We start from the raw sequence: 20786 nt of genomic DNA, 5'->3' as shown, positions 1-20786 counted from the left end.
ATGGACAGACACACGACGTCCGGGAGCCCCGATGCGGACAGCGCGACTGCGGACTGTGCACCCCGTTCTGTGGGCCGGCTGGGCGGCCCTCGCCGCCGGGGCGGTGTTGTGCGTCATCGGCTGGTACGGCGTCTCGGGCGAGCGGTACGCGGAACGGCAGTTGCCGTATCTCGCGTCCTGCACGGTCCCCGGGGCAGCGCTGATCATCGCGGGCGCGGTGCTGCTCACGCACGGCAGGAACGCACGCGCGGCGGCACGCGTCGAGGAGTTGTACGGGCTGCTCGTGGCCGCCGAGCCCGTCGACGCACAGGAGTCGGAGCGGACCGAGCCGGTCGCCGTCAGCGGCGAGTTGCTGATGGTGCCGGGCGGCACACTGTGGCACCGCGCGGACTGTCCGCTGGTCGCCGGGAAACCGGAGGCCCTGCCGGTGGACTCGCGGGTCCTGGCGGGCGGGGAACTGGGCCCGTGCCCGATCTGTGAGCCGCCCGCAGCGGAGCGGTGATGAGTTCCCTGACGTACGACCTCACCCTGGCCGGGCTCTCGGTCGGCGGCGCCGCGGCGCTCACCGGGATCGGACTGATCTTCACCCACCGGGCGACCGGGGTGCTCAACTTCGCGCATGGCGCGATCGCCATGGTATGCGCGTATCTGCTGCGCCATTTCACGGTGGAGTGGGGCTGGCCGCTCGAGCTCGGCGCGGCGGTGACGCTGCTCCTGGTGGCTCCGGCGATCGGCGTGGCCCTGGAACGCCTCGTCTTCCGGCCCCTGTCCGTCCGGGGCGGCGACCCGGCGCAGACCCTCGTGGCGTCCATCGGGGTCTTCGTGCTGCTGGTCGGCGGGGCCGCGCTGGTGTGGGGCACGGGAGCGCGCGCGGACGCGCCGACGCTGGTGTCGGCGGATCCGTGGGGGCAGTTGGCGGTGGCCGTAGCGCTGGCGGTGGGGGTCGGGGCCGTAACGCGGTGGACACGTTTCGGCCGGGAGCTGCGGGCCGTCGTCGACGACCGCTCACTGGCCGTGCTCTGCGGCGTCGACGCGGACCGGGTGGCCGCGGCGGGCTGGGCGTTCGGCTCGTTCACGGCGGGCCTGACGGGCGTGCTCCTCGCCCCGTACGTACGGCTCGACCCGTACGGCATGCCGTTGCTCGTCATGGAGGTGCTGGCGGTCGCGGTGGCCGCCCGGATGCGCAGCCTTCCGGTGGCCGTCGTGGTGGCGCTGGGCCTCGGGGTCGCGCAGAGCCAGTTGACGCGACTGCATCCGTCGGGCCGGGCCGAACCACTGCTCCAGGCCGTCGGCGCCAACCTGTTCGTGGTCGCTCTGCTGATCGCGGCCCTCGTCCTGCCGGGCCTCGGCGACCGCGACGCGCTGCCGCGCACCGCGACGGCCCGCGTGGCCACACCACCGGGCGCGTGGGCCGTGGCGGTCGTCCTGTTCCTGCTGCCGCTCGGCCTCGCGGGTTCGGACCTGCATACGTCGGTGCAGGTGCCGGCGCTGGGCGTGGTGCTGCTGTCCCTGGTCGTCGTCACGGGCCGCGGCGGCCAGATCTCGCTCGGGCAGGCGGCGTACGCGGGTCTGGGCGCCCTCTTCACCGCGCTGCTGGCGGCCGGCCGCTTCCCCGGCCTGCCGCGGCTCCCGGAACTGGCCGCGCTGGCGGTCGCCGTGGTCCTGGTCGCGCCACTCGGCGTCCTGACCGGCTGGCCGGCCATCAGCCGCCACGGACTGGCACTCGCGCTCGCCACCTTCGCGGTGGGCGTGGGGGTGAGCCGTTTCGTCTTCGCCCAGCCGTACGCGACGTCGGGCCTGTCCCTCGACCGCCCGACCGGCTTCGACGGCGACCGCGCGTACTACGTCCTGGAACTGGTCCTGCTGGCGGTGGCGTTGTCGGCGGCCCATGTCCTGCGCCGCGGCCGCACGGGCCGGGCCCTGGCAGCGATGCGCGACCACGAATCGGGCGCGTCGGCAGCGGGCGTCCGCGTTCCGACCGTGAAACTCACGGCGTTCGTCGCGGGCGCCGCGCTGGCCGCGCTCGGCGGCGGCATGCTCGGCATGGGCCTGCGTGCCTTCGACGCGACGGCGTACGACCCGGTCCGTGGGCTGCTGTGGTTCGCGGCGGTCGTGGTTCTGGGTGCCGACAACGTGCTCGGCGCCCTGGCCGCCGCGGCGTTGCTGGTGGGGCTCGACGCGGGGGCGCGCGGCGGGGTGGCGGCGGCTCTGATCGGAATCCTGGCCGTCCTCGTCGGCCGCTTCCCCGGCGGCCCGTACGAGGCGCTGCGTACAGCGGGTTCCCGGCTGCGGACGGGCCGCCGGGCGAGCCTGACTCCGCTGGGGGCGCGCGTGCGACGCGGGCTGCGGCCGCCGGCGGCGAAAAGTCCCGGAAAGCCCGTCCCGGCGGGGGCCACGGCACTGCCCGGCGGAAACGGCGGCACGCCGGACGGGAGCGACGGTACGCCGGATGTTCCGGGGCAACGGCGCCCGGGGACACCCCGGCCACGAGCAGGCCGCCCCCCATCGCACCAGCCCGACCGCCCGAGCGGCATGGTCCCGCGACCCGACGCGGCGTCACTGGGCGCCACCACACCACCGCCCGGCACCGGACGACCACGCACCACCACGTCACCGGACTCCACCGCACGGCCGGGTGTCAGCGGGCGCCGCCCCTCGCGTGCCCCGTCGGCACCCACCGCCCCCCAAACCCTGTGCGCCCGCCGACTGCGCGTCACCTACGGCGGCTTCACCGCCCTCGACGGGGTCGATCTCGAGGTCCGGCCCGGCCGCGTCACCGCAGTCGTGGGCCCCAACGGCGCCGGCAAGAGCACCCTCTTCCACTGTCTCGCCGGGACCGTGCGGCCGGACCAGGGGCGAGTGGCCCTCGGCGAGCGGGACATCACCCGGCTGGCCGCACACGCCCGCACACGGCTCGGCATCGCACGGACCTTCCAACAACTGGCTGTTTTCCCCTCGTTGACCGTGACCGAGAACGTGCAGGTAGGCGCCGAGCAGGGCCGCGTCGCCGATCCGGCGGCCGTGGAGCGGGCGTTGCGGCTGTTCGGGCTCGACGGACCGGTGCGGTCACTGCCCGCGGCGGGCCTGCCGACGGGGACACTGCGCCGGGTCGAACTGGCGCGAGCGCTCGCGGGAAGTCCGCGCGTGCTGCTGCTCGACGAGCCCGCCGCGGGTCTGGACACCGCCGAAATAACCGCGCTCGCCCGCGTGTTGCGGGCCCTCGCCGCGGACGGCACGGCCCTGCTCGTCGTCGAGCACGACCTCGACCTGGTCGCCGACCTGGCCGGTGTCGTCCATGTCATGGCCGCCGGACGCATCGTCATCTCCGGCCCCGCCGACCGCGTACTCCATGCCCTTGAGACGAGGCCCGACGGATGACCATCGCCCTGCGCCACGCGCGCGTGCGCTACGGCCCCCTGGAAGCCCTGCACGGCGTGACCCTCGTCGCGCCGGGCCCCGGCCTCACCGTGCTGCTCGGCCGCAACGGCTCGGGCCGTACGACCGCGCTGCGCGCCCTCGCGGGCGCCGTGGCGCTGTCCGGCGGCACCGTCGTCTGGGACGGCACGGACGTGACCCGGCTGCCCGCGTACGAACGGGCTCGGCGCGGCTTGTGCCTCGTCCCGGAGCGCCGGGCCGTCTTCGGCTCGCTCACCGTCCGCGAGAACCTGGAGCTGGCCGCGGCCGACCTCGCTCCCGCCCTCGACGCCTACCCGTCGCTGGAGCCCCTCCTCCCGCGCCGGGCCGGCACCCTCTCCGGCGGCGAGCAGCGCATGCTCGCCCTCTCCCGTGTCTTGCTGGCACGCGCGCGCGTGGTGCTCGTCGACGAGCCCGCGCAGGGCATGTCGCCGGCGGTCGCGGCCCGCACGTACACCCTTCTGAGTGGCCTCGACGCCTGCGTGGTGCTCGCCGAACAGCGATTGCCGCCCGGTCTGCGCGCGCGGGCGGTCCGGACGACGTACGTCCATGAACTGCGCCGTGGCGCGGTCGTGTTCAGCGGAGAGGCGGCCGAACTGACGCACGAGACAGCGGCGGCCCGAACAACAAGCGGTCCGAGGACCGAGAACCGCCCGAACCCTTCGGGATGACGAGCAGCGTGCCCGTGTTCAGCCGGTCCGGACTTGATCCGATGATCTTCTTGTTGGCCTCGTAGAGCGCCTTCCAGCCGCCCTTGACCTGATATTTGCGGGCGATCGACGTCAGCGTCTCACCGGACTTCACCGCATACATGCGGCCCTTCAAGTTGTACCTCTTGGCACAGACGGGCCAGGCCTCCCACCCCTGGACGGCCACCACCTCCTGAGCGACCTTGATCTGCTCCGCGCGCGAGGCGAGATCCGCGCGCGGGGCGTACGCCAGGCCGCCGAACCTCTCCCAAGTGGGCTGCCAGAACTGCAGCCCACCGTAGAAGCCGTTCCCGGTGTTGATGTGCCAGTTTCCGCCGCTCTCGCACTCGGCGAGACAGCCCCAGGGCCACTCGTCCTTCGCGCAGTCGTACGACACCCGCACGGTCGGCGGGCCGGGCAGCGGCGGCGGGGGCGCTGCGGCCGCCCCCGACGGAACGAGGACGGCCAGGACGGTGGCGGCGACCACGGCCGCATACCAACTGCGCTTGTTCGACACGGGGTACATCGGTCCACGCTAAGCAGCGCGCCTCGTCCGCCCGTCGAGCCGCGCCCGGCCCGCCCGGGGCCCCACCCGGTCGGACGACCGGGCAGGGCCCGTACCCAGGGGCTGGGGGGAGCCGGACTCAGAGGTCGAGCCGCTGCCCGGGCACGATCAGGTCGGGATCACCGCCGATGACCGCCCGGTTGGCGGTGTAGATCTCTCGCCAGGTGGTTCCGTGCCGCGCCGCGATGCCGCTCAGGGTGTCGCCGCCACGGACGGTGTAGTCGCCACGGGACACGTCACGGTTCGTGTGACCGGAGGCGCGTGCCGGCGCCTTCGACGGAGCCGGCTCAGGTGTCGACTTCGAAGGAGCCGACTTGGGTGAGGTCGACTTCGGTGTCGACTTCGTGGCGGCCGACCCACCGGTCGACTCGGCGCCCGAGGACGCCGGAGCGCTTCCGTACGCTCCGGCCCGCGCCGAACAGGTGGGCCAGGCGCCCCATCCCTGCGCACGCTGGACCTTGGTGGCGACGGCTATCTGCGCGTCCTTGGAGGCCTTGTCGGCGGTCGACGCGTAGGCCGTGCCGCCGTAGGCGTTCCAGGTGCCGGCGGAGAACTGCAGTCCTCCGTAGTAGCCGTTGCCGGTGTTGATGTGCCAGTTTCCGCCGCTCTCGCACTGGGCGATGCGGTCCCACACTCCGCTGTCGGCCGCGGCGGCGTTGCCGGTCGCGGCGAGCAGTCCGAGCGGGGCGAGCAGAGCCGCCCCGGCAAGAACCGCCGTCGTACGCGTCGTACGAACCTTACGAGTGTTGTCGGCACATGCGGACATGTAGTTCCCTCTCGAAACACCCGGGGTCCCCCAAGGCGGGGCACGGCTTCCTGCGCGTAGGACGCGGTCGTCGTGCGCCGCCCCGTCCGCCGGAGGTGATGCTGCGAACCTGCTGTGCGGTTCGGCCGGCGGACGTTCCCGAGCGGTGCTCGTTGCACACGGCCGAGAATCTAGGGAGCGCGCCGCCCCGATATCAACCAACTCCTTGTCATTCGAGGCCAGTTCGTGGTTACCGCGGGTATCGTCGATTTTCGGCCAGCCACTTCATCAGCCGATTTCCGGATTTGTCGACCAGCCACTTCGACGATCTGTGACTCACCTCACCGGTTCAACTTCCCGGGAGCTCACAGAAGTTGGCGTGGAGTAACGGATTCCGCACGTGGCCTCACCCTGCGCGCCGGATGGTTCGATTCCGTTCGCCCCCGAGCGTGACTCCGGCCACAGATCGCCCGTTGTCATCTTCATGAGCCGGGGCCCCCGGCTTCATGGGCCGGGAGCCACCCGGCATCGCCACGCACCGCATCCCGAGGAGCCACCCGTGCCGCGCATGCTCGACGTCAGCGACGACGTACGCGCCGAGATCGGCGACGAAGAAGCCGACCGGCTGCTCGCCGGAGAGAACGCCCCGGGCAGTTACGACTGCACGTCCTGCCGCACCCCGGGCGACTCGCAACAGGAGCGCACCAGCACCGTCCTGTTCATCGGCGACGAGACCGCCGTCCTCGCCTTCGCCCACGCCACCTGTCTGCCCTCACAGGTGGTCGAGGTCACCGAGGAGCAACTCCAGGGCGCCGTCCGCTCCATCAACGCCGACGGTGCACCGGCCGCGGCCGTCCCCGAGCAGGCCGTGCTCGGCGTCACCAGCGGACTCGTCCTGATCAGCGGCGAATTGCACCCGGCGCTCGTCGTCGAGCCGACCGGCCCCATCGTGCGCCCCGGCTCGACGGACATCGGCGACGACTTCCTGCCCCTCCTGATCGAGCAGGGCTTCATGCCGCTGACCGAGCTGAACTCGGTGCCGCCCGTGCTGCACGGCTGGTCCGTGCTGCTCGCCATGGGCCAGCTGCACGCGGTGCTGCAGCCGGGCACCGGCGGCGGCTCGCCCGTCGCCTGGTGGCAGGCGCACCAGGCGCTCCAGGTCGCCGACAGCTGGCGGGCGGCCGCCAACAAGCACCAGCAGGTACTGCTGTTCGCGGCCCCGGTCGGCTCGATCGGCCGCCAGCCCCGCGAGGACCTGCTGCGCGACGCGCTGGACAAGGCGGCGGCCAACGGCAAGCTGGTGGCGGCGGCCATGCCGCTCGCCGGCACGTGAGCGCTGTGCCGGGCTGGGCCGGGTGATGCGCGATCGGGGCCCGACGTGCTCCGGGTGGCCTGCGAAAGCAGGGGGATGGCCGCATCTGTTGGGCGGTGGGGTCGTTGGCACGTACGTGCACACCTACGACGCCCCCCGCCGCCAGCCCTTCCAGCCGATCCGGTCCTCGCGACCGGCTCAGGATCTTCCGGGCGGCCCATCGGCCACGCCGATCTACGACGCGCTCTACACCGAGTGGGTCAGATCGTTCAGGGCCCTGCCCGGCGACCGCCACGGCGAAGAGGATCTGGTCTTCACGGCTTTCGGGAGCCTGCCGCACGGATCGAGCGTGTACAGCACGTCCTCGTACAGCTCGTACAGCGCCGGGGCTCACTCCGCGCGTCAGGTCGCCACGACGACCGCCGTCTGGCAGCCGAGCGCACTGCAGCACAGCACGGGAATGCACCACATCCCGGCCGCACTGCCGCCCGCGCCCCGCAGGGGGCTCTGAAGGACAACGAGCAACGGTAAGGGGCGGCTCCCTGCGGAGCCGCCCCTTACCGTTACCTCTGCCTCTGCCGCTACTTCTTCTTGCTGCCGCGCTTCTCGCGCACCCGCACCGAGATATGGATCGGCGTGCCCTCGAAGCCGAACTCCTCGCGCAGTCGGCGTTCGATGAAGCGCCGGTAGCCGTGCTCGATGAAGCCGGAGGCGAAGAGCACGAACCGCGGGGGCTTGGTGCCCGCCTGCGTGCCGAAGAGGATGCGAGGCTGCTTACCGCCGCGGATGGGGTGCGGGTGGGCGGCGACCAGCTCACCGAGGAAGGCGTTCAGGCGGCCGGTCGGGACGCGGGTCTCCCAGCCGTCCAGGGCCGTCTCGATCGCGGGGACGAGCTTCTCCATGTGCCGTCCCGTGCGCGCCGACACATTGACGCGCGGCGCCCACGCCACCTGGAGGAGCTCGGTCTCGATCTCCCGCTCCAGGTAGTAGCGGCGCTCCTCGTCGAGGGTGTCCCACTTGTTGAAGGCCAGGACGATCGCGCGCCCGGCCTCGACGGCCATCGTGACGATGCGCTGGTCCTGGACGGAGATGGTCTCGGACGCGTCGATCAGGATGACGGCGACCTCGGCCTTCTCGACGGCGGCGGCCGTGCGCAGCGAGGCGTAGTAGTCGGCGCCCTGCTGCAGGTGGACGCGCTTGCGGATGCCCGCCGTGTCGACGAACTTCCAGGTGACACCGCCGAGTTCGATGAGCTCGTCGACCGGGTCACGGGTGGTGCCCGCGACCTCGTTGACGACCACGCGGTCCTCGTTGGCCACCTTGTTCAGCAGGGAGGACTTGCCGACGTTCGGGCGGCCGATGAGGGCGATACGGCGGGGACCGCCGACCGCGGCGCCGAAGGTCTGCGCCGGGGCCTCGGGCAACGCCTCCAGAACAGCGTCCAGCATGTCGCCGGTGCCGCGTCCGTGCAGGGCGGAGACGGGGTGCGGCTCACCGAGACCGAGGGACCAGAGATACGAGGCGTCGGCCTCGCCGCTCGGGCCGTCGACCTTGTTGGCACAGAGGACGACGGGCTTGCCGGCCTTGCGCAGGAGCCGTACGACCGCTTCGTCGGTGTCGGTGGCGCCCACCTTGGCGTCGACGACGAAGACGACCGCGTCGGCGGCCTCGATCGCGTACTCGGCCTGCGCGGCCACGGACGCGTCGATGCCGAGGACGTCCTGCTCCCAGCCGCCGGTGTCGACGAGCTTGAAGCGGCGGCCCGCCCACTCCGCCTCGTAGGTGACGCGGTCACGGGTGACGCCGGGCTTGTCCTCGACGACGGCCTCGCGGCGCCCGATGATGCGGTTCACCAGGGTCGACTTGCCGACATTGGGACGGCCTACGACGGCGAGGACGGGCAACGGACCATGGCCCGCCGCCTCGATCGCGCCCTCGACGTCCTCGATGTCGAAGCCCTCTTCCGCGGCGAGCTCCATGAACTCCGCGTACTCGGCATCGCCAAGCGCCCCGTGCTCGTGCTCGGCCGGGCCGGCCGAGCCGTCGGGCTGGATGTGGTCGTTCATGAAGTCCGTACCTCGTCGTTCATTCGTGGTGATCGGTGGACCACCCGCATATCGGGTGATCCACTACTCAAGTGTCGCCTAGTGCCCGGTGGGGCGCCCGGCGTTTTCCGCGTACCCGGCACTCTCCCGGCGTCCGGTCAGACGCCTGGCGTTGTCCAGGTGGACACTCAGCTGCTTCTGGATGCGCGTGGTCGCTTCGTCCAGTGCCTTGCGCGTACGTCGTCCGCTGCCGTCGCCCGCCTCGAAGGGGTCGCCGAAGACGACGTCCACCCGGCTGCGCAGCGGGGGCAGTCCCTTTACCAACCGGCTGCTCTTCTCGGAACTTCCCAGCACCGCCACCGGGACGATCGGGGCGCCGCTGCGTACGGCGAAGTACGCGAGCCCGGCGCGCAGCGAGGCGAAGTCTCCCTCGCCACGGGTGCCCTCCGGGAAGATCCCGAGGACGCCGCCGTCCGTGAGGACACCCAGCGCCTGGGTGATGGCCGTCCGGTCGGTGGTCTCCCGGTCCACCTTCAGCTGGCCGATGCCGAGCAGGAAGGGATCGAGCGGGCCGATGAACGCTTCCTTCTTGATCAGGAAGTGGGTGGGCCGGGGCGCCACGCCCATCACCATCGGGCCGTCGATGTTGTGCGAGTGGTTCACGGCCAGGATCGCCGGGCCGCTCGCGGGAACCTTCCAGGCACCGAGCACGCGCGGCTTCCACAGCCCGTACATCAGGCCGACCCCGATGCGCCGCCCGATCTCTGCGCCCCTCTCGGAAGGAGCCGTCACTTCGCGGCCCGCTTCTCCTCGACGAGGGTGACGACGCACTCGATGACCTGCTGGAGCGTGAGGTCGGAGGTGTCCACCTCCACCGCGTCGTCCGCCTTGGCGAGCGGGGAGGTCTTACGGCTGGAGTCGGCCGCGTCGCGCTTGACGAGCGCCTCGCGGGTGGCGTTGATGTCCGCACCCTTCAGCTCACCGCTACGGCGGGCGGCGCGGGCCTCCGGGGAGGCGGTGAGGAAGATCTTCAGGTCGGCGTCGGGCAGCACGGTGGTGCCGATGTCACGCCCCTCGACGACTATTCCGCTCGCCGCGCCGGCCGCGATCGAACGCTGCAGTTCGGTGATCCGGGCGCGCACCTCGGGCACCGCGCTGACCGCGCTCACCTTGGAGGTGACGTCCTGCGTGCGGATCGGACCCGCGACATCGGTGCCGTCCACCGCGATGGTCGGCGCGGACGGATCCGTCCCGGACAGGATCTCGGGCTTCTCGGCCGCCGCGGCGATCGCGCCCGGGTCCGTGACATCGATCCCGTTGCTCACCATCCACCAGGTGATCGCCCGGTACTGGGCGCCCGTGTCCAGGTAGCTCAGCCCCAGCTGCGCGGCCACGGCCTTCGAGGTGCTCGACTTGCCCGTGCCGGAGGGGCCGTCGATGGCGACAATCACTGCCGGGGCGGTCCGGGCGGCGCCGTTTTCCACGGTGGGAACACCTTCCTGGTGCGAGGTGGAGGTCTACACGGGACACGATCGCGCCCCGCACAAGGTTACTGGTTGCGTCGAGCCACCCTGTACGGCACTTCTCTGCGCCCCCGGGCTCCACAGAAGCGAAGGCCGGAGACCTCAAGCCTCTACTGCCGCAACGCCCAGCCCCGCTCCCGCAGCGCAGCGCTCAGCAGCGGCGCGGTCTTCGGCTCCACCATCAGCTGAACCAGCCCGGCCTGCTGCCCGGTGGCGTGCTCGATGCGTACGTCCTCGATGTTGACCCCGGCCGTCCCCGCATCGGCGAAGATGCGGGCCAGCTGGCCGGGCTGGTCGTCGATGAGGACGGCCACGATCTCGTACGTCCGCGGAGCCGAGCCGTGCTTGCCGGGGACCCGGACCTGACCCGCGTTGCCGCGGCGCAGGACGTCCTCGATGCCACCGGCTCCCTCTCGGCGCTTGGCCTCGTCGGCGGACTGGAGCGCACGCAGGGCCCGCACCGTCTCGTCGAGGTCTGCGGAGACGTCCGAGAGGAGGTCGGCGACCGGCCCCGGGTTCGCGGAGAGGATGTCGATCCACATCCGGGGGTCGGAGGCCGCGATGCGGGTCACATCGCGGATGCCCTGTCCACAGAGCCGTACCGCCGCCTCCTCCGCGTGCTCCAGACGCGCGGCGACCATGCTCGACACCAGGTGCGGCATGTGCGAGACGAGGGCGACCGCCCGGTCGTGGGCGTCGGCGTCCATGACCACGGGGACCGCTCGACAGTGCGACACCAGCTCGAGCGCGAGATTCAGGACCTCGGTGTCCGTGTCCCGGGTGGGCGTAAGGACCCAGGGGCGGCCCTCGAAGAGGTCGCCCGTCGCGGCCAGCGGACCCGACTTCTCGCGGCCCGACATGGGATGCGAGCCGATGTACGCGCAGAGGTCCAGGCCGAGCGCCTCCAGCTCACGGCGCGGCCCGCCCTTGACGCTCGCCACGTCGAGGTAGCCGCGCGCGACCCCGCGCCGCATGGCGTCCGCAACGGTCGCGGCCACGTGCGCGGGCGGGGCCGCGACGACGGCCAGATCGACCGGCCCGCCGGGTGCCTCGTCCGTGCCCGCGCCGAGCGCGGCCGCCGTACGGGCCTGCTGCGGGTCGTGGTCGTCGAGGTGGACGACGACGCCGCGCGCGGTCAGCGCCAGGGCCGCCGACGTGCCGATCAGCCCGGTTCCGATGACGAGAGCGGTTCTCACTGGGCGATGTCCTTGCGCAGCGCACCCGCGGCGCCCAGGTAGACGTGCGCGATATCGGCCCGGGGCTGGTCGGACTCGATGTGCGCGAGGACTCGTACGACCCGCGGCATCGCGCCCTCGATGTCCAGCTCCTGCGCGCAGATCAACGGCACATCGACGATGCCGAGCTTGCGCGCCGCGGCCGCCGGGAAGTCGCTGTGCAGATCGGGCGTCGCGGTGAACCAGATGCTGATCAGGTCGTCCGTAGTGAGCCCGTTCCGCTCCAGGATGGCGGTGAGCAGCTCGCTGACCTGCTCGTCCATGTGCCCGGCCTCGTCCCGCTCCAGTTGGACGGCGCCCCGGACCGCTCGTACCGCCACGGTGATACTCCTCGCTGCGCTGATCTACGTACTCGTCTTGTCACACCAGCGTAGTCAGCCCGCAACGCGTGAGTGCGCGGCGCCCGTCTGACGAGACGGGCGCCGCGCACCGGGCACGGTTCAGACGTTCTGCGCCCTGATGAGGTCCTTCAGAGAGCCGCCGGAGGGCATCTCTCCGGTCGGGGTGAGCTTGTCGACCACCTGGGGCAGGGACTGCGCGATCTGGGACGAGGCCTCCTGCGGGCTCACGCCGGTCTGCTCCGCGATCTTCTGGAGCGTCTCGTCGGGCAGCGCCTGCGCGATCTGCTCGCCGCTGACCGGCTTGTTCTCGCCGGTGCCGACCCACGACTGCGCCTGGTCCATCAGACCGGACTTGGTGAGCATGTCCAGGAGCCCACCGAGGGGGTTGCTGCCGCCCTGCCCGCCGGTCAGGGACTGGAGCAGCGAGCCCAGGATGTTGCCCGCGCCGGAACCGCCGGCGGCTCCACCCTGGCCACCTCCGCCGAGGAGACCGCCGAGCAGGCTGCCGAGATCGTTACCCGCCATGGTCACGCCTTTCGAAAGTGCGGCCGGGGGCAGGTCACCGCCCAGCCTCAGACCATGCCAATGTCACTCGAATCGCCCTATTCCGCCACTTGTAGTGAGAACGCACCAGTGCACCTCTGGACGCCGGGGCGCGGGTCCGCTCTCATGGCAGGAGACTCGCCCCGGGGGAGGCCCGTATGAAGCGTCCAGGACCCCTGCTCACCCTTCTCGCGGGGCTGCTGCTCGCGATGTTCATGCTGTCGCTCAACGCGACGACGGGGACGAAGAGCGCGTCTTCGTACCAGGAGCCGTCGCCCAGCGCCACGGCGCCGACGAGCGCCCCGCCCACGAGTACGCCGCCGTCACCGACCCCGCCAACCCCATCGAGGAGCGCCGCCCCCGACGCCGACTACGCGGGCCGCACGGACGACGACTCCGCCGCGGTAGCCGTCTCCGTCCGCGACGGCAGGGCGATCGCGTACTTCTGCGACGGCCGGGACAAGGAGTCGTGGCTGAAGGGCAACGTCAAGGACGACGGCACCATGAAGCTCTCCGGCAAGCACGGCGCCAAGCTGAACGGCACGCTCGAGGCGGGCAAGCGGATCCGCGGCACCGTCGACCTGGACGGGCAGCGCTACGCCTTCACCGCCGACAAGGCGATCAGGCCGTCCGGGCTCTACCGGGCGACGGCCACGGTGCGCGGCGCCAAGGTCGACGGCGGCTGGATCGTGCTGCCCGGCGGCAACCAGGTCGGCATCCTCAACCGCGACGGCAAGCCCTCGGCGGCACCCCGGATCGACCCGGAGACCGGCGCCGTGACGGTCGACGGGCAGACGCTCACCGCGCGACCCGTCACCCCCTGACCCCCTCTCATGACCCCCTCCTCTCACGCAGGGAGCCGACCATGACCGTGGACCCGAATGCCGCCACTCAGGGCTTCCCTTCCCCCCAGCCCGCCCACCGCCGCCCGCACCCGGCCCGCTATCTGGTCCCGGCCCTGGTCGCCGCGGCGGTCGCGGTCGGCCTCGGCGTGTACGGCAAGGAGCACGACCCGACGGGGACCGCCTTCAATCTCGCGGGGTTCAGCAGCACGGGCGCGGTGAAGTCCTGGCTGGCGACAACGGCGTTCGCCTTCGCGCTCGTCCAAGTCGTCTCGGCGTTCATGGTGTACGGGAAGCTGCCAGGGCCGAGTTGGGCGCCGGCGCTGCACCGCTGGTCGGGGCGGGTCGCGTTCCTGGTGGCGGTGCCGGTCGCGGTGCACTGTCTCTACGCGTTGGGCTATCAGACGTACGAACCGCGCGTGCTGTGGCACTCACTTCTAGGTTGCTTCTTCTTTGGGACATTTAGTGCCAAAATGCTCTTGCTCCGCTCGGAGCGACTGCCCGGCTGGCTGCTGCCGATCGTGGGAGGACTCGTCTTCGTGGTTCTCACGGTCGTCTGGCTGACGTCGGCTCTTTGGTTCTTTCGCACGTTCGGAGTAACGACATGACGAAGTCCCCGGCGCGGCGCACGGTTCTCGGATCCGGCGCGGCGGTTCTCGGCACGGGCGCGGCAACACTGCTCGTGGGGTGCAGCAATTACGACGACAGCGGCAGCGACAGCGACAAATCCCCGGCACCCGCCTCGCCGGAAGCGGCTGCCTCCTCGGCGGTACCCACCACTTCGGCTGCGGCGGCCGCCGGCACGGAACTCGCCAAGACGTCCGACATCCCCGTCGGCGGCGGCAAGATCTTCAAGGACAAGAAGGTCGTGGTCACCCAGCCCACGGCGAACGAGTTCAAGTGCTTCTCGGCGGTCTGCACCCATCAGGGCTGCACGGTGGGCAGCGTCGCGAACGGCTCCATCGTCTGCCCCTGCCACAACAGCAAGTTCAGCATCGAGAACGCCTCGGTGCAGGCCGGCCCGGCCACCAAGCCGCTGCCCGCGGAGCAGATCACGGTGGCGGGAAATTCGATCCTCCTCACCTGATCCGGCGCATACGCTCCGGGACATGGATGCCGAGGCCCTGGTGCGCGACCACACGATCTACTCCTGCGTGATGGGTTCGCGCGCCTTCGGCCTGGCCACGGACTCCAGCGACACGGACCGTCGGGGCGTGTTCCTCGCCCCGACCCCGCTGTTCTGGCGCTTCGAGAAGCCGCCGACGCACGTCGAGGGCCCGGCCGAGGAGCAGTTCGGCTGGGAGCTGGAGCGCTTCTGCGCCCTCGCACTGCGCGCCAACCCGAACATCCTGGAGTGCCTCCACTCCCCCGTCGTCGAGTACGTCGACGACACGGGCCGCGAACTCCTCGCCCTGCGCGAGGCCTTCCTCTCCCGCCAGGCGCACGACACGTTCGCCCGTTACGCCCTGGGCCAGCGCAAGAAGCTCGACGCGGACGTCCGGCAGCACGGCGCACCGCGCTGGAAGCACGCCATGCACCTCCTCCGCCTCCTGATGAGCTCCCGCGACCTGCTGCGCACCGGCGTCCTGACGATCGACGTCGGCGACCAGCGTAAGCCGCTGCTCGCGGTGAAGCGCGGCGAGGTCCCGTGGCCGCGGGTGGAGACCTGGATGTCCCGCCTGGCGACCGAAGCGGACGAGGCAGCCGCCCGCAGCCCCCTGCCACCCGAGCCGGACCGGGCCCGCGTCGAGGCCTTCCTGATCCGGGTACGCCGCGCCTCAGCTCTCCGGACCGCCCCGGAAGCCCTCCAGCCGAACCCGGACGACGAAGTCGTCCAGAGCGTCGTACGCGGCCGGAGCGTCCGGCAGCACTGAGGTGCCCTGCGCCGCGTCCAGCAGGCCGTGCAGCCGCTCCACGTCGTCCCCCACGCGCGCGTGGTCGATGTCCGCGGCCCCGTGCTCCCGCTCCGCCTTCGCAGCGATCAGGTCGGGCAGATACGCGGGAGCCCCGGCCTCCCCCAGGAGCGCGGACAGATCGGCCTGCACCTCGCCGCTGCGCATCAGGTGGATGCCGGTGAGCAGCACCCGGAACGTGTAGAGCAGCGGCTTGAGTTCACCGGTCTTCTCGAAGAGCCGCCACTGCGTCGCCGCGAACCCTCGGTAGTGGTGGGCGTGATGACTGGTGAGGACCCCGGGGGCGAGCGAGACCAGTTCGCGGTGCGCGTCACCGGTGTGCACGACGAGCGGCGACAGCAGCTGCTCCAGCACATAGCCGTTGCGCCGCAGCATCAGTCGTACGAACTTGCGCAGATCGTGGGTGACGAGGTCCATCTCGACCCCGTCCCGGTCCCACATCCTGGACCGGGTCTCCGCCGGCTCGCGCAGCCCGACCAGTTCGGCCGCCGAGAGCAGGTGCACACCGCGCAGGTCCACGTCCGAGTCGCGCGACGGGAAGCCGTACAGGTGCGCCCCGGAGACGGTGGCGAACAGCACCGGGTCGGGCTGCTCCGCCACCACTGCCCTGAGGTCGATGTCGAGAACGTCTGTCATCTCTCAAGCGTCCCAGAGCGCCCCCAGCGACATGAGGTCGCTCTGGTACTCGATGCGGTCGGCCCACTCCGTGGGCCAGGCGTCCGAGCCGTGGTGCGCGCCGGCGAACGCGCCGGTGAGGCAGGCGATGGAGTCGGAGTCGCCGGAGGTGCAGGCGGCCCGGCGCAGGGCGGTGACGGGCTCGTCGACGAACAGCAGGAAGCAGAGCAGGCCGGTGGTGAGCGCCTCCTCCGCGATCCAGCCCGCGCCGGTGGCCAGGCAGGGGTCGGCCTCCGGCGAGACGGTGCGCACCACCTCCCGCAGGCGGTCCAGGGCGTCCAGGCACTCGTCCCAGCCGCGCTCGATGAAGTGCTCCGGGGTCGGGTCCTGGCTGTGCGTCCACAGGTCGCCGAGCCAGCGTGAGCGGTAGACGCTGCGGCTCTCGCGCGCGTACGACCGCAGGAGTCCGACCAGTTCCGTCGGCTCGGCGCCCTGGGCCAGAAGCCAGATCGCGTGTGCGGTGAGGTCCGAGGCGGCGAGCGCGGTGGGATGGCCGTGGGTGAGCGCGGCCTGCAACTGAGCGGCGCCCGCCCGTTGTTCGTCGCTCAGCCCCCGGACCAGCCCGACGGGCGCCACCCGCATGTTGGCGCCGCATCCCTTGGAGCCGATCTGGCTGGCCTCCTGCCAGGGGCGCCCCTCGGTCTTCAGCAGTTCGCAGGCGACGAGGCAGGTGCGGCCGGGCGCGCGGTTGTTGTCGGGCGACCGGTACCAGTCCACGAACTCCTCGCGCACCGGCCGTTCCATCCGCGACGGCTCGAGCAGACCGCTGTCCATGGCCGTACGCAGCCCCCGCCCCAACGCCAGCGTCATCTGCGTGTCGTCCGTGACGATCGCGGGCCTGGGCAGCTCCATCTCCCGCCAGGGGCCGCACTTGGCGAGGATCGACGGCACGTCGTTGAACTCGGTCGGGAACCCCAGCGCGTCACCGAGGGCGAGGCCGAGCAGGGACCCGGTGGCGGCGTGCTTCGCGAGCGTCGGGGTGGTGGTCATGAGGGCCGTCCTTCCGAAGGGGGACGCAGCAGGGGCGGGTGCAGGGCGGTGGCGCCGCCCGCGCGGTAGAGCGCGGCGGGTTTGCCGCGGCCTCCGGTGAGGCGAGCGGCCCCAGGGACCTGTTCGACGAAGCCCGGCGTGGCGAGGACCTTGCGCCGGAAGTTCGGCCGGTCGAGCGGGGTGCCCCACACGGTCTCGTAGACCTGCCGCAGCTCGCCGAGGGTGAACTCGGGCGGGCAGAAGGACGTGGCGAGACAGGTGTACTCGAGCTTGGCGCCGACGCGTTCGTGGGAGTCGGCGAGGATGCGGTCGTGGTCGAAGGCGAGCGGACCGGGCGCCGGGTACGGCAGCCACCGGGCCTGCGCCGCGTCACCGCCGCCGCGCGGCTCGGGAGGGTCCGGGAGGAGCGCGGCGAACGCGACGGAGACGACCCGCATTCTCGGGTCGCGGCCGGGTTCGCTGTAGGTCCGCAGCTGTTCCAGATGGAGGCCGGAGACGTCCGACAAGCCGGTCTCCTCGGCGAGTTCGCGCCGGGCCGCCGTCTCCGCGGACTCGTCCGGCAGCACGAAACCACCGGGAAGCGCCCAGCGGCCCGCGTACGGCTCCTGCCCACGCTCGATCAGCAGCACCTGGAGCTCGCCCGCGCGGACTGTCAGGACAGCCAGGTCGACGGTGACGGCGAAGGGTTCGAAGGCGTATTTGTCGTACCCCTGGGGCGCGTGGCCTTCCCGTGCGAGCACCCTCTCCAGCCCCATCCCACCGCCCCACCACTAATAGTCACTACGACTATAAAGAGACGGGTGGACGCCCACAACCCCCTGACCGCAGGAACGGCGGCCGCGGCGACGGCACGCACACCCCTCAGGGGCCCTCAGGACCCCTCAGGCACGCTGACGGCCGCTGGACCCTCCCGGGGGCCATGGGATGCCCGGGGCGGACGTACGGGCCCTCCAGGGCCCCCAGCCCCCAGGGCAGCGGCGAAAACGAAACGGCCGGCCCCGCACCAACTCCGGGACCGGCCGTCTTACGCACGCACGTCTAGAGGTCGACCTCCTGCATGAGCATCCCGACCTCGGTGTTCGACAGGCGGCGCAGCCAGCCCGACTTCTGGTCACCGAGGGTGATCGGGCCGAAGGCCACGCGCACGAGCTTGTCGACCGGGAAGCCGGCCTCGGCGAGCATGCGGCGCACGATGTGCTTGCGGCCCTCGTGGAGGGTCACCTCTACGAGGTAGTTCTTGCCGGTCTGCTCGACGACCCGGAAGTGGTCCGCCTTCGCGTACCCGTCCTCCAGCTGGATGCCGTCCTTGAGCCGCTTGCCCAGGTCGCGCGGGATCGGGCCCACGATGTGCGCGAGGTAGACCTTCTTCACGCCGTACTTCGGGTGGGTCAGCCGGTGCGCCAGCTCGCCGTGGTTGGTGAGCAGGATGACGCCCTCGGTCTCGGTGTCGAGCCGCCCGACGTGGAAGAGCCGCGTTTCGCGGTTCGTCACGTAGTCGCCGAGGCACTGACGGCCCTCGGTGTCCTCCATGGTCGACACGACACCGGCGGGCTTGTTCAGCGAGAAGAACTGGTACGACTGCGTGGCCACGGTCAGCCCGTCGACCTTGATCTCGTCCTTCTCGGGGTCGACGCGCAGCCCCTGCTCCAGGACGATCTCGCCGTTGACCTCGACCCGGGCCTGCTCGACCAGCTCCTCACAGGAGCGCCGGGAACCGTAGCCCGCGCGCGCGAGCACCTTCTGCAGGCGCTCACCCTCCTGCTCGGCGCCCGGGAAGGTCTTGGGCAGCTTGACGTCCGGCTTGCCCGCGTACCGGTCCCGGTTGCGCTCCTCGGCCCGCGTCTCGTACTCGCGGGAGCGCGCCGGCTCCGTACGACCGCCGCGCTGCTGCCCCTGCTTGGGGCCGCCCTTGGCGCCGCCGCGCGCCGCCGTGCCGCGCCCGGACTTCGGGCCTTCATGGGACGCGGCGGGGCCCACGTCGTAGCGACGCTCCTCGGGGCGGGGCTTGCCGGCACGCTTCGGCTTGTCATCACGCTTCGGCTTGTCGTCGCGCTTTGGCCTGTCGTCGCGCCCGTTCCCGGCCCCCCGGTAGTTACCGCGTCCGCTGCTGTTCCTACCGCTACCGCTGCCGCTGCTTCGCATCAAAGTTCCGTCTGGTCGTCTGCGTCGTCTGTCCCCGGAGCATCGGGAGCATCCGGATCGAACGACGGAACACCTTCCTGCGTCTCAGCCTCGATCGCGTCCGCCTCGGGGAGGAAGGGCGCGAGCTCCGGGAGCTCGTCCAGGCCACGCAGGCCCATTCGCTCCAGGAAGTAGTTCGTCGTCCTATACAGGATCGCACCTGTTTCGGGTTCCGTGCCCGCCTCCTCGACCAGACCCCGCTGCAAGAGGGTGCGCATCACACCGTCGCAGTTCACACCGCGGACCGCGGAGACCCTGGAACGGCTGACCGGCTGGCGGTACGCGACGACCGCCAGAGTCTCAAGAGCCGCCTGGGTGAGGCGGGCCTGCTGCCCGTCCAGGACGAAGCGCTCCACGGCCGCCGCGTACTCGGGACGGCTGTAGAACCGCCAGCCCCCGGCGATCAGCCGCAGCTCGAAGCCACGCCCCTGCACCGTGTACTCGTCCGCCAGCTCGCGCAGCGCGCTCGCGATCTGCCGCCTGGGCCGCTCCAGGATCTTTGCGAGGTGTTCCTCGGTCGCCGGCTCGTCCACGACCATGAGGACGGCCTCCAGGGCGGGCTTGAGCTCGAGGTCGGCGACGGTGCGCAGGCCTGCCGGGATCTCGGTGGTGTCCTCGCTCACGTCTTCTCCTCCTTGGCCGGCTCGGGCGGCCTGTCGAACTCGTCCGTCACCGTCGGCTGCGCGTCCCCGTCGCCGCCCGTCCAGCGCACCACCAGGTCCCCCAGCGCCTCCTCCTGGTCGAGGGCGACGGCCTTCTCGCGGTAGAGCTCCAGAAGGGCCAGGAAGCGCGCTACGACGGTGAGGGTGTCGTCGACGTCCGCCACGAGGTCGCGGAAGCCGGCCTCCCCCACCTCCCGCAGCCGCGCCACGACGATCTGGGCCTGCTCCTGCACGCTGACCAGCGGGGCGTGGATGTGGTCGACATACACCTGCGGCTCGGGCCTCGGCTGCATCGCCTTCACGGCGAGCCTGGCGAATCCTTCCGCCCCGATGCTGATGACCACCTCGGGCAGCAGCTCGGCGTGATGGGCTTCGAGGCCGACGGTACGGGGATAGCGGCGGGCCTCCTCGTCGAGGCGGGCGTTGAAGATGTCCGCGATCCGCTTGTACGCCCGGTACTGGAGCAGCCGCGCGAAGAGCAGGTCCCGCGCCTCCAGCAGCGCCAGATCCGCCTCGTCCTCGACCTCGGCGGCGGGCAGCAGCCGCGCGGCCTTCAGATCGAGCAATGTGGCGGCGACGACCAGGAACTCGGTCGTCTGGTCGAGGTCCCAGTCCGGCCCCATCGCCCTGATGTGCGCCATGAACTCGTCGGTCACGCGTGACAGCGCCACTTCCGTGACGTCCATCTTGTGCTTCGAGATCAGCTGAAGCAGCAGATCGAAGGGCCCCTCGAAGTTCGCGAGCCGCACCTTGAAGACCCCGTCACCGGGTTCGGCGGGGACTTCAGCGGAATCTTCGGGCTCAGCGGCAGCTCGGGGTTCAGCGGCAGCTCGGGGTTCAGCGGCAGCTCGGGGTTCAACAGGAACGACCAGGTCCGCAGGAACCAACGGGTCTGCAGGTGACGCGGTCTCCACAGGATCCACCGGGTCCGCAGGAGGCGCGGCCTCCACAGGAACCACCGGCTCCGCAGGAGGCCCGGCCTCCACCAGCGGCACGACCGGTTCCTCGCCGGGAGCCGGACCGGCTCCCGGCCCTCTCCCCAGCGCACGCCGGCGGCCGCCGGAGCCGGCGGGGACGGACGTGTCGTTCGAGGTCATAGCCGTCGCAGGCT

23 protein-coding genes are annotated in these 20786 nt (G+C 71.5%); 9 read left to right on the top strand and 14 right to left on the bottom strand.

Features of this window, described 5'->3' with window-relative positions; translation table 11 throughout:
* Positions 1 to 31 precede the first annotated feature (31 nt).
* Genes AB0D57_RS08275 through AB0D57_RS08265 form a run of 3 tightly spaced genes read left to right on the top strand, consistent with a single transcriptional unit; the run spans position 32 to position 4085 of the window.
* Complete coding sequence (locus AB0D57_RS08275; protein ID WP_362068663.1) at positions 32 to 502, top strand: hypothetical protein; 471 nt, start codon at positions 32 to 34, stop codon at positions 500 to 502.
* Positions 502 to 3378: an ATP-binding cassette domain-containing protein gene (locus AB0D57_RS08270; RefSeq protein ID WP_362068660.1), complete on the top strand. Its 2877-nt coding sequence runs from the start codon at positions 502 to 504 to the stop codon at positions 3376 to 3378. Before AB0D57_RS08275 ends, AB0D57_RS08270 begins: the two co-directional genes overlap by 1 nt.
* Positions 3375 to 4085 carry an ATP-binding cassette domain-containing protein gene (locus tag AB0D57_RS08265; protein WP_362068657.1) on the top strand — a complete coding sequence of 237 codons (711 nt, stop codon included), beginning with the start codon at positions 3375 to 3377 and terminating at the stop codon, positions 4083 to 4085. The genes AB0D57_RS08270 and AB0D57_RS08265 overlap by 4 nt, the downstream gene beginning before the upstream one ends.
* Here the strand turns inward: AB0D57_RS08265 and AB0D57_RS08260 are convergent.
* Positions 3991 to 4629 carry a transglycosylase family protein gene (locus AB0D57_RS08260; protein WP_362068654.1) on the bottom strand — a complete coding sequence of 213 codons (639 nt, stop codon included), beginning with the start codon at positions 4627 to 4629 and terminating at the stop codon, positions 3991 to 3993. The two genes, AB0D57_RS08265 and AB0D57_RS08260, sit on opposite strands and share 95 nt — an antisense overlap.
* Positions 4630 to 4747: 118 nt before the next feature.
* Positions 4748 to 5434 (bottom strand): transglycosylase family protein, encoded by a 687-nt coding sequence (locus AB0D57_RS08255; protein ID WP_362068651.1) that lies wholly within the window; start codon positions 5432 to 5434, stop codon positions 4748 to 4750.
* A 538-nt stretch (positions 5435 to 5972) separates the two neighbouring features.
* On the opposite strand from AB0D57_RS08255, the gene AB0D57_RS08250 reads away from it, so the two are divergent.
* The gene (locus AB0D57_RS08250; RefSeq protein WP_362068648.1) at positions 5973 to 6746 is read left to right on the top strand and encodes a hypothetical protein; all 774 of its coding nucleotides are present in this window, start codon (positions 5973 to 5975) and stop codon (positions 6744 to 6746) included.
* A gap of 115 nt (positions 6747 to 6861) precedes the next feature.
* Positions 6862 to 7236, top strand: a complete 375-nt coding sequence (locus AB0D57_RS08245) for a hypothetical protein (RefSeq protein WP_362068645.1) — start codon at positions 6862 to 6864, stop codon at positions 7234 to 7236.
* Between the two features lie 70 nt (positions 7237 to 7306).
* On the opposite strand, the gene der is transcribed toward AB0D57_RS08245, so the two are convergent.
* The 6 genes from der to AB0D57_RS08215 form a co-directional block, all read right to left on the bottom strand.
* Positions 7307 to 8791: a ribosome biogenesis GTPase Der gene (der, locus tag AB0D57_RS08240; protein WP_362068642.1), complete on the bottom strand. Its 1485-nt coding sequence runs from the start codon at positions 8789 to 8791 to the stop codon at positions 7307 to 7309.
* A 78-nt stretch (positions 8792 to 8869) separates the two neighbouring features.
* Complete coding sequence (locus AB0D57_RS08235; protein WP_362068639.1) at positions 8870 to 9601, bottom strand: lysophospholipid acyltransferase family protein; 732 nt, start codon at positions 9599 to 9601, stop codon at positions 8870 to 8872.
* Positions 9559 to 10254 (bottom strand): (d)CMP kinase, encoded by a 696-nt coding sequence (cmk, locus tag AB0D57_RS08230; protein WP_362068636.1) that lies wholly within the window; start codon positions 10252 to 10254, stop codon positions 9559 to 9561. Before cmk ends, AB0D57_RS08235 begins: the two co-directional genes overlap by 43 nt.
* A 149-nt stretch (positions 10255 to 10403) precedes the next feature.
* Positions 10404 to 11489 (bottom strand): prephenate dehydrogenase, encoded by a 1086-nt coding sequence (locus AB0D57_RS08225; protein ID WP_362068633.1) that lies wholly within the window; start codon positions 11487 to 11489, stop codon positions 10404 to 10406.
* Entirely contained in the window at positions 11486 to 11848 is a 363-nt protein-coding gene (gene aroH / locus AB0D57_RS08220; protein ID WP_362068630.1) for a chorismate mutase, read from the bottom strand. Before aroH ends, AB0D57_RS08225 begins: the two co-directional genes overlap by 4 nt.
* A 120-nt stretch (positions 11849 to 11968) precedes the next feature.
* Positions 11969 to 12394 (bottom strand): YidB family protein, encoded by a 426-nt coding sequence (locus AB0D57_RS08215; protein WP_362068627.1) that lies wholly within the window; start codon positions 12392 to 12394, stop codon positions 11969 to 11971.
* Between the two features lie 176 nt (positions 12395 to 12570).
* Here AB0D57_RS08215 and AB0D57_RS08210 point away from each other — a divergent pair, with 176 nt between their 5' ends.
* From AB0D57_RS08210 to AB0D57_RS08195, 4 genes are read left to right on the top strand one after another with little or no spacing between them, the layout of a single operon-like run.
* Positions 12571 to 13236 (top strand): hypothetical protein, encoded by a 666-nt coding sequence (locus tag AB0D57_RS08210; RefSeq protein ID WP_362068624.1) that lies wholly within the window; start codon positions 12571 to 12573, stop codon positions 13234 to 13236.
* A 41-nt stretch (positions 13237 to 13277) separates the two neighbouring features.
* Complete coding sequence (locus AB0D57_RS08205) at positions 13278 to 13862, top strand: DUF6529 family protein (protein WP_362068621.1); 585 nt, start codon at positions 13278 to 13280, stop codon at positions 13860 to 13862.
* Positions 13859 to 14341, top strand: coding sequence for a Rieske (2Fe-2S) protein (locus AB0D57_RS08200; protein WP_362068618.1), 483 nt, complete (start codon positions 13859 to 13861; stop codon positions 14339 to 14341). The genes AB0D57_RS08205 and AB0D57_RS08200 overlap by 4 nt, the downstream gene beginning before the upstream one ends.
* 22 nt (positions 14342 to 14363) lie before the next feature.
* Complete coding sequence (locus AB0D57_RS08195) at positions 14364 to 15128, top strand: nucleotidyltransferase domain-containing protein (protein WP_362068615.1); 765 nt, start codon at positions 14364 to 14366, stop codon at positions 15126 to 15128.
* On the opposite strand, the gene AB0D57_RS08190 is transcribed toward AB0D57_RS08195, so the two are convergent.
* From AB0D57_RS08190 to AB0D57_RS08165, 6 genes are all read right to left on the bottom strand, one after another.
* Positions 15033 to 15803, bottom strand: coding sequence for a nucleotidyltransferase domain-containing protein (locus AB0D57_RS08190; RefSeq protein ID WP_362068612.1), 771 nt, complete (start codon positions 15801 to 15803; stop codon positions 15033 to 15035). The two genes, AB0D57_RS08195 and AB0D57_RS08190, sit on opposite strands and share 96 nt — an antisense overlap.
* Positions 15804 to 15806: 3 nt before the next feature.
* Positions 15807 to 16832 carry an ADP-ribosylglycohydrolase family protein gene (locus tag AB0D57_RS08185; protein ID WP_362068609.1) on the bottom strand — a complete coding sequence of 342 codons (1026 nt, stop codon included), beginning with the start codon at positions 16830 to 16832 and terminating at the stop codon, positions 15807 to 15809.
* Positions 16829 to 17587 carry an NUDIX domain-containing protein gene (locus tag AB0D57_RS08180; RefSeq protein ID WP_362068606.1) on the bottom strand — a complete coding sequence of 253 codons (759 nt, stop codon included), beginning with the start codon at positions 17585 to 17587 and terminating at the stop codon, positions 16829 to 16831. Before AB0D57_RS08180 ends, AB0D57_RS08185 begins: the two co-directional genes overlap by 4 nt.
* 283 nt (positions 17588 to 17870) lie before the next feature.
* Complete coding sequence (locus AB0D57_RS08175) at positions 17871 to 18974, bottom strand: pseudouridine synthase (protein WP_362068603.1); 1104 nt, start codon at positions 18972 to 18974, stop codon at positions 17871 to 17873.
* A complete protein-coding gene (gene scpB / locus AB0D57_RS08170) occupies positions 18974 to 19636 on the bottom strand; it encodes an SMC-Scp complex subunit ScpB (protein ID WP_362068600.1) in 663 nt (220 codons plus the stop codon). Before scpB ends, AB0D57_RS08175 begins: the two co-directional genes overlap by 1 nt.
* The gene (locus tag AB0D57_RS08165; RefSeq protein ID WP_362068597.1) at positions 19633 to 20772 is read right to left on the bottom strand and encodes a segregation/condensation protein A; all 1140 of its coding nucleotides are present in this window, start codon (positions 20770 to 20772) and stop codon (positions 19633 to 19635) included. Before AB0D57_RS08165 ends, scpB begins: the two co-directional genes overlap by 4 nt.
* Positions 20773 to 20786 lie beyond the last annotated feature (14 nt).

Origin of the sequence: Streptomyces sp. NPDC048275 (genome assembly GCF_040652275.1) — a bacterium.
Taxonomy (GTDB): Bacteria; Actinomycetota; Actinomycetes; order Streptomycetales; family Streptomycetaceae; genus Streptomyces.
This window is presented reverse-complemented; position numbering and strand designations above follow the sequence as displayed.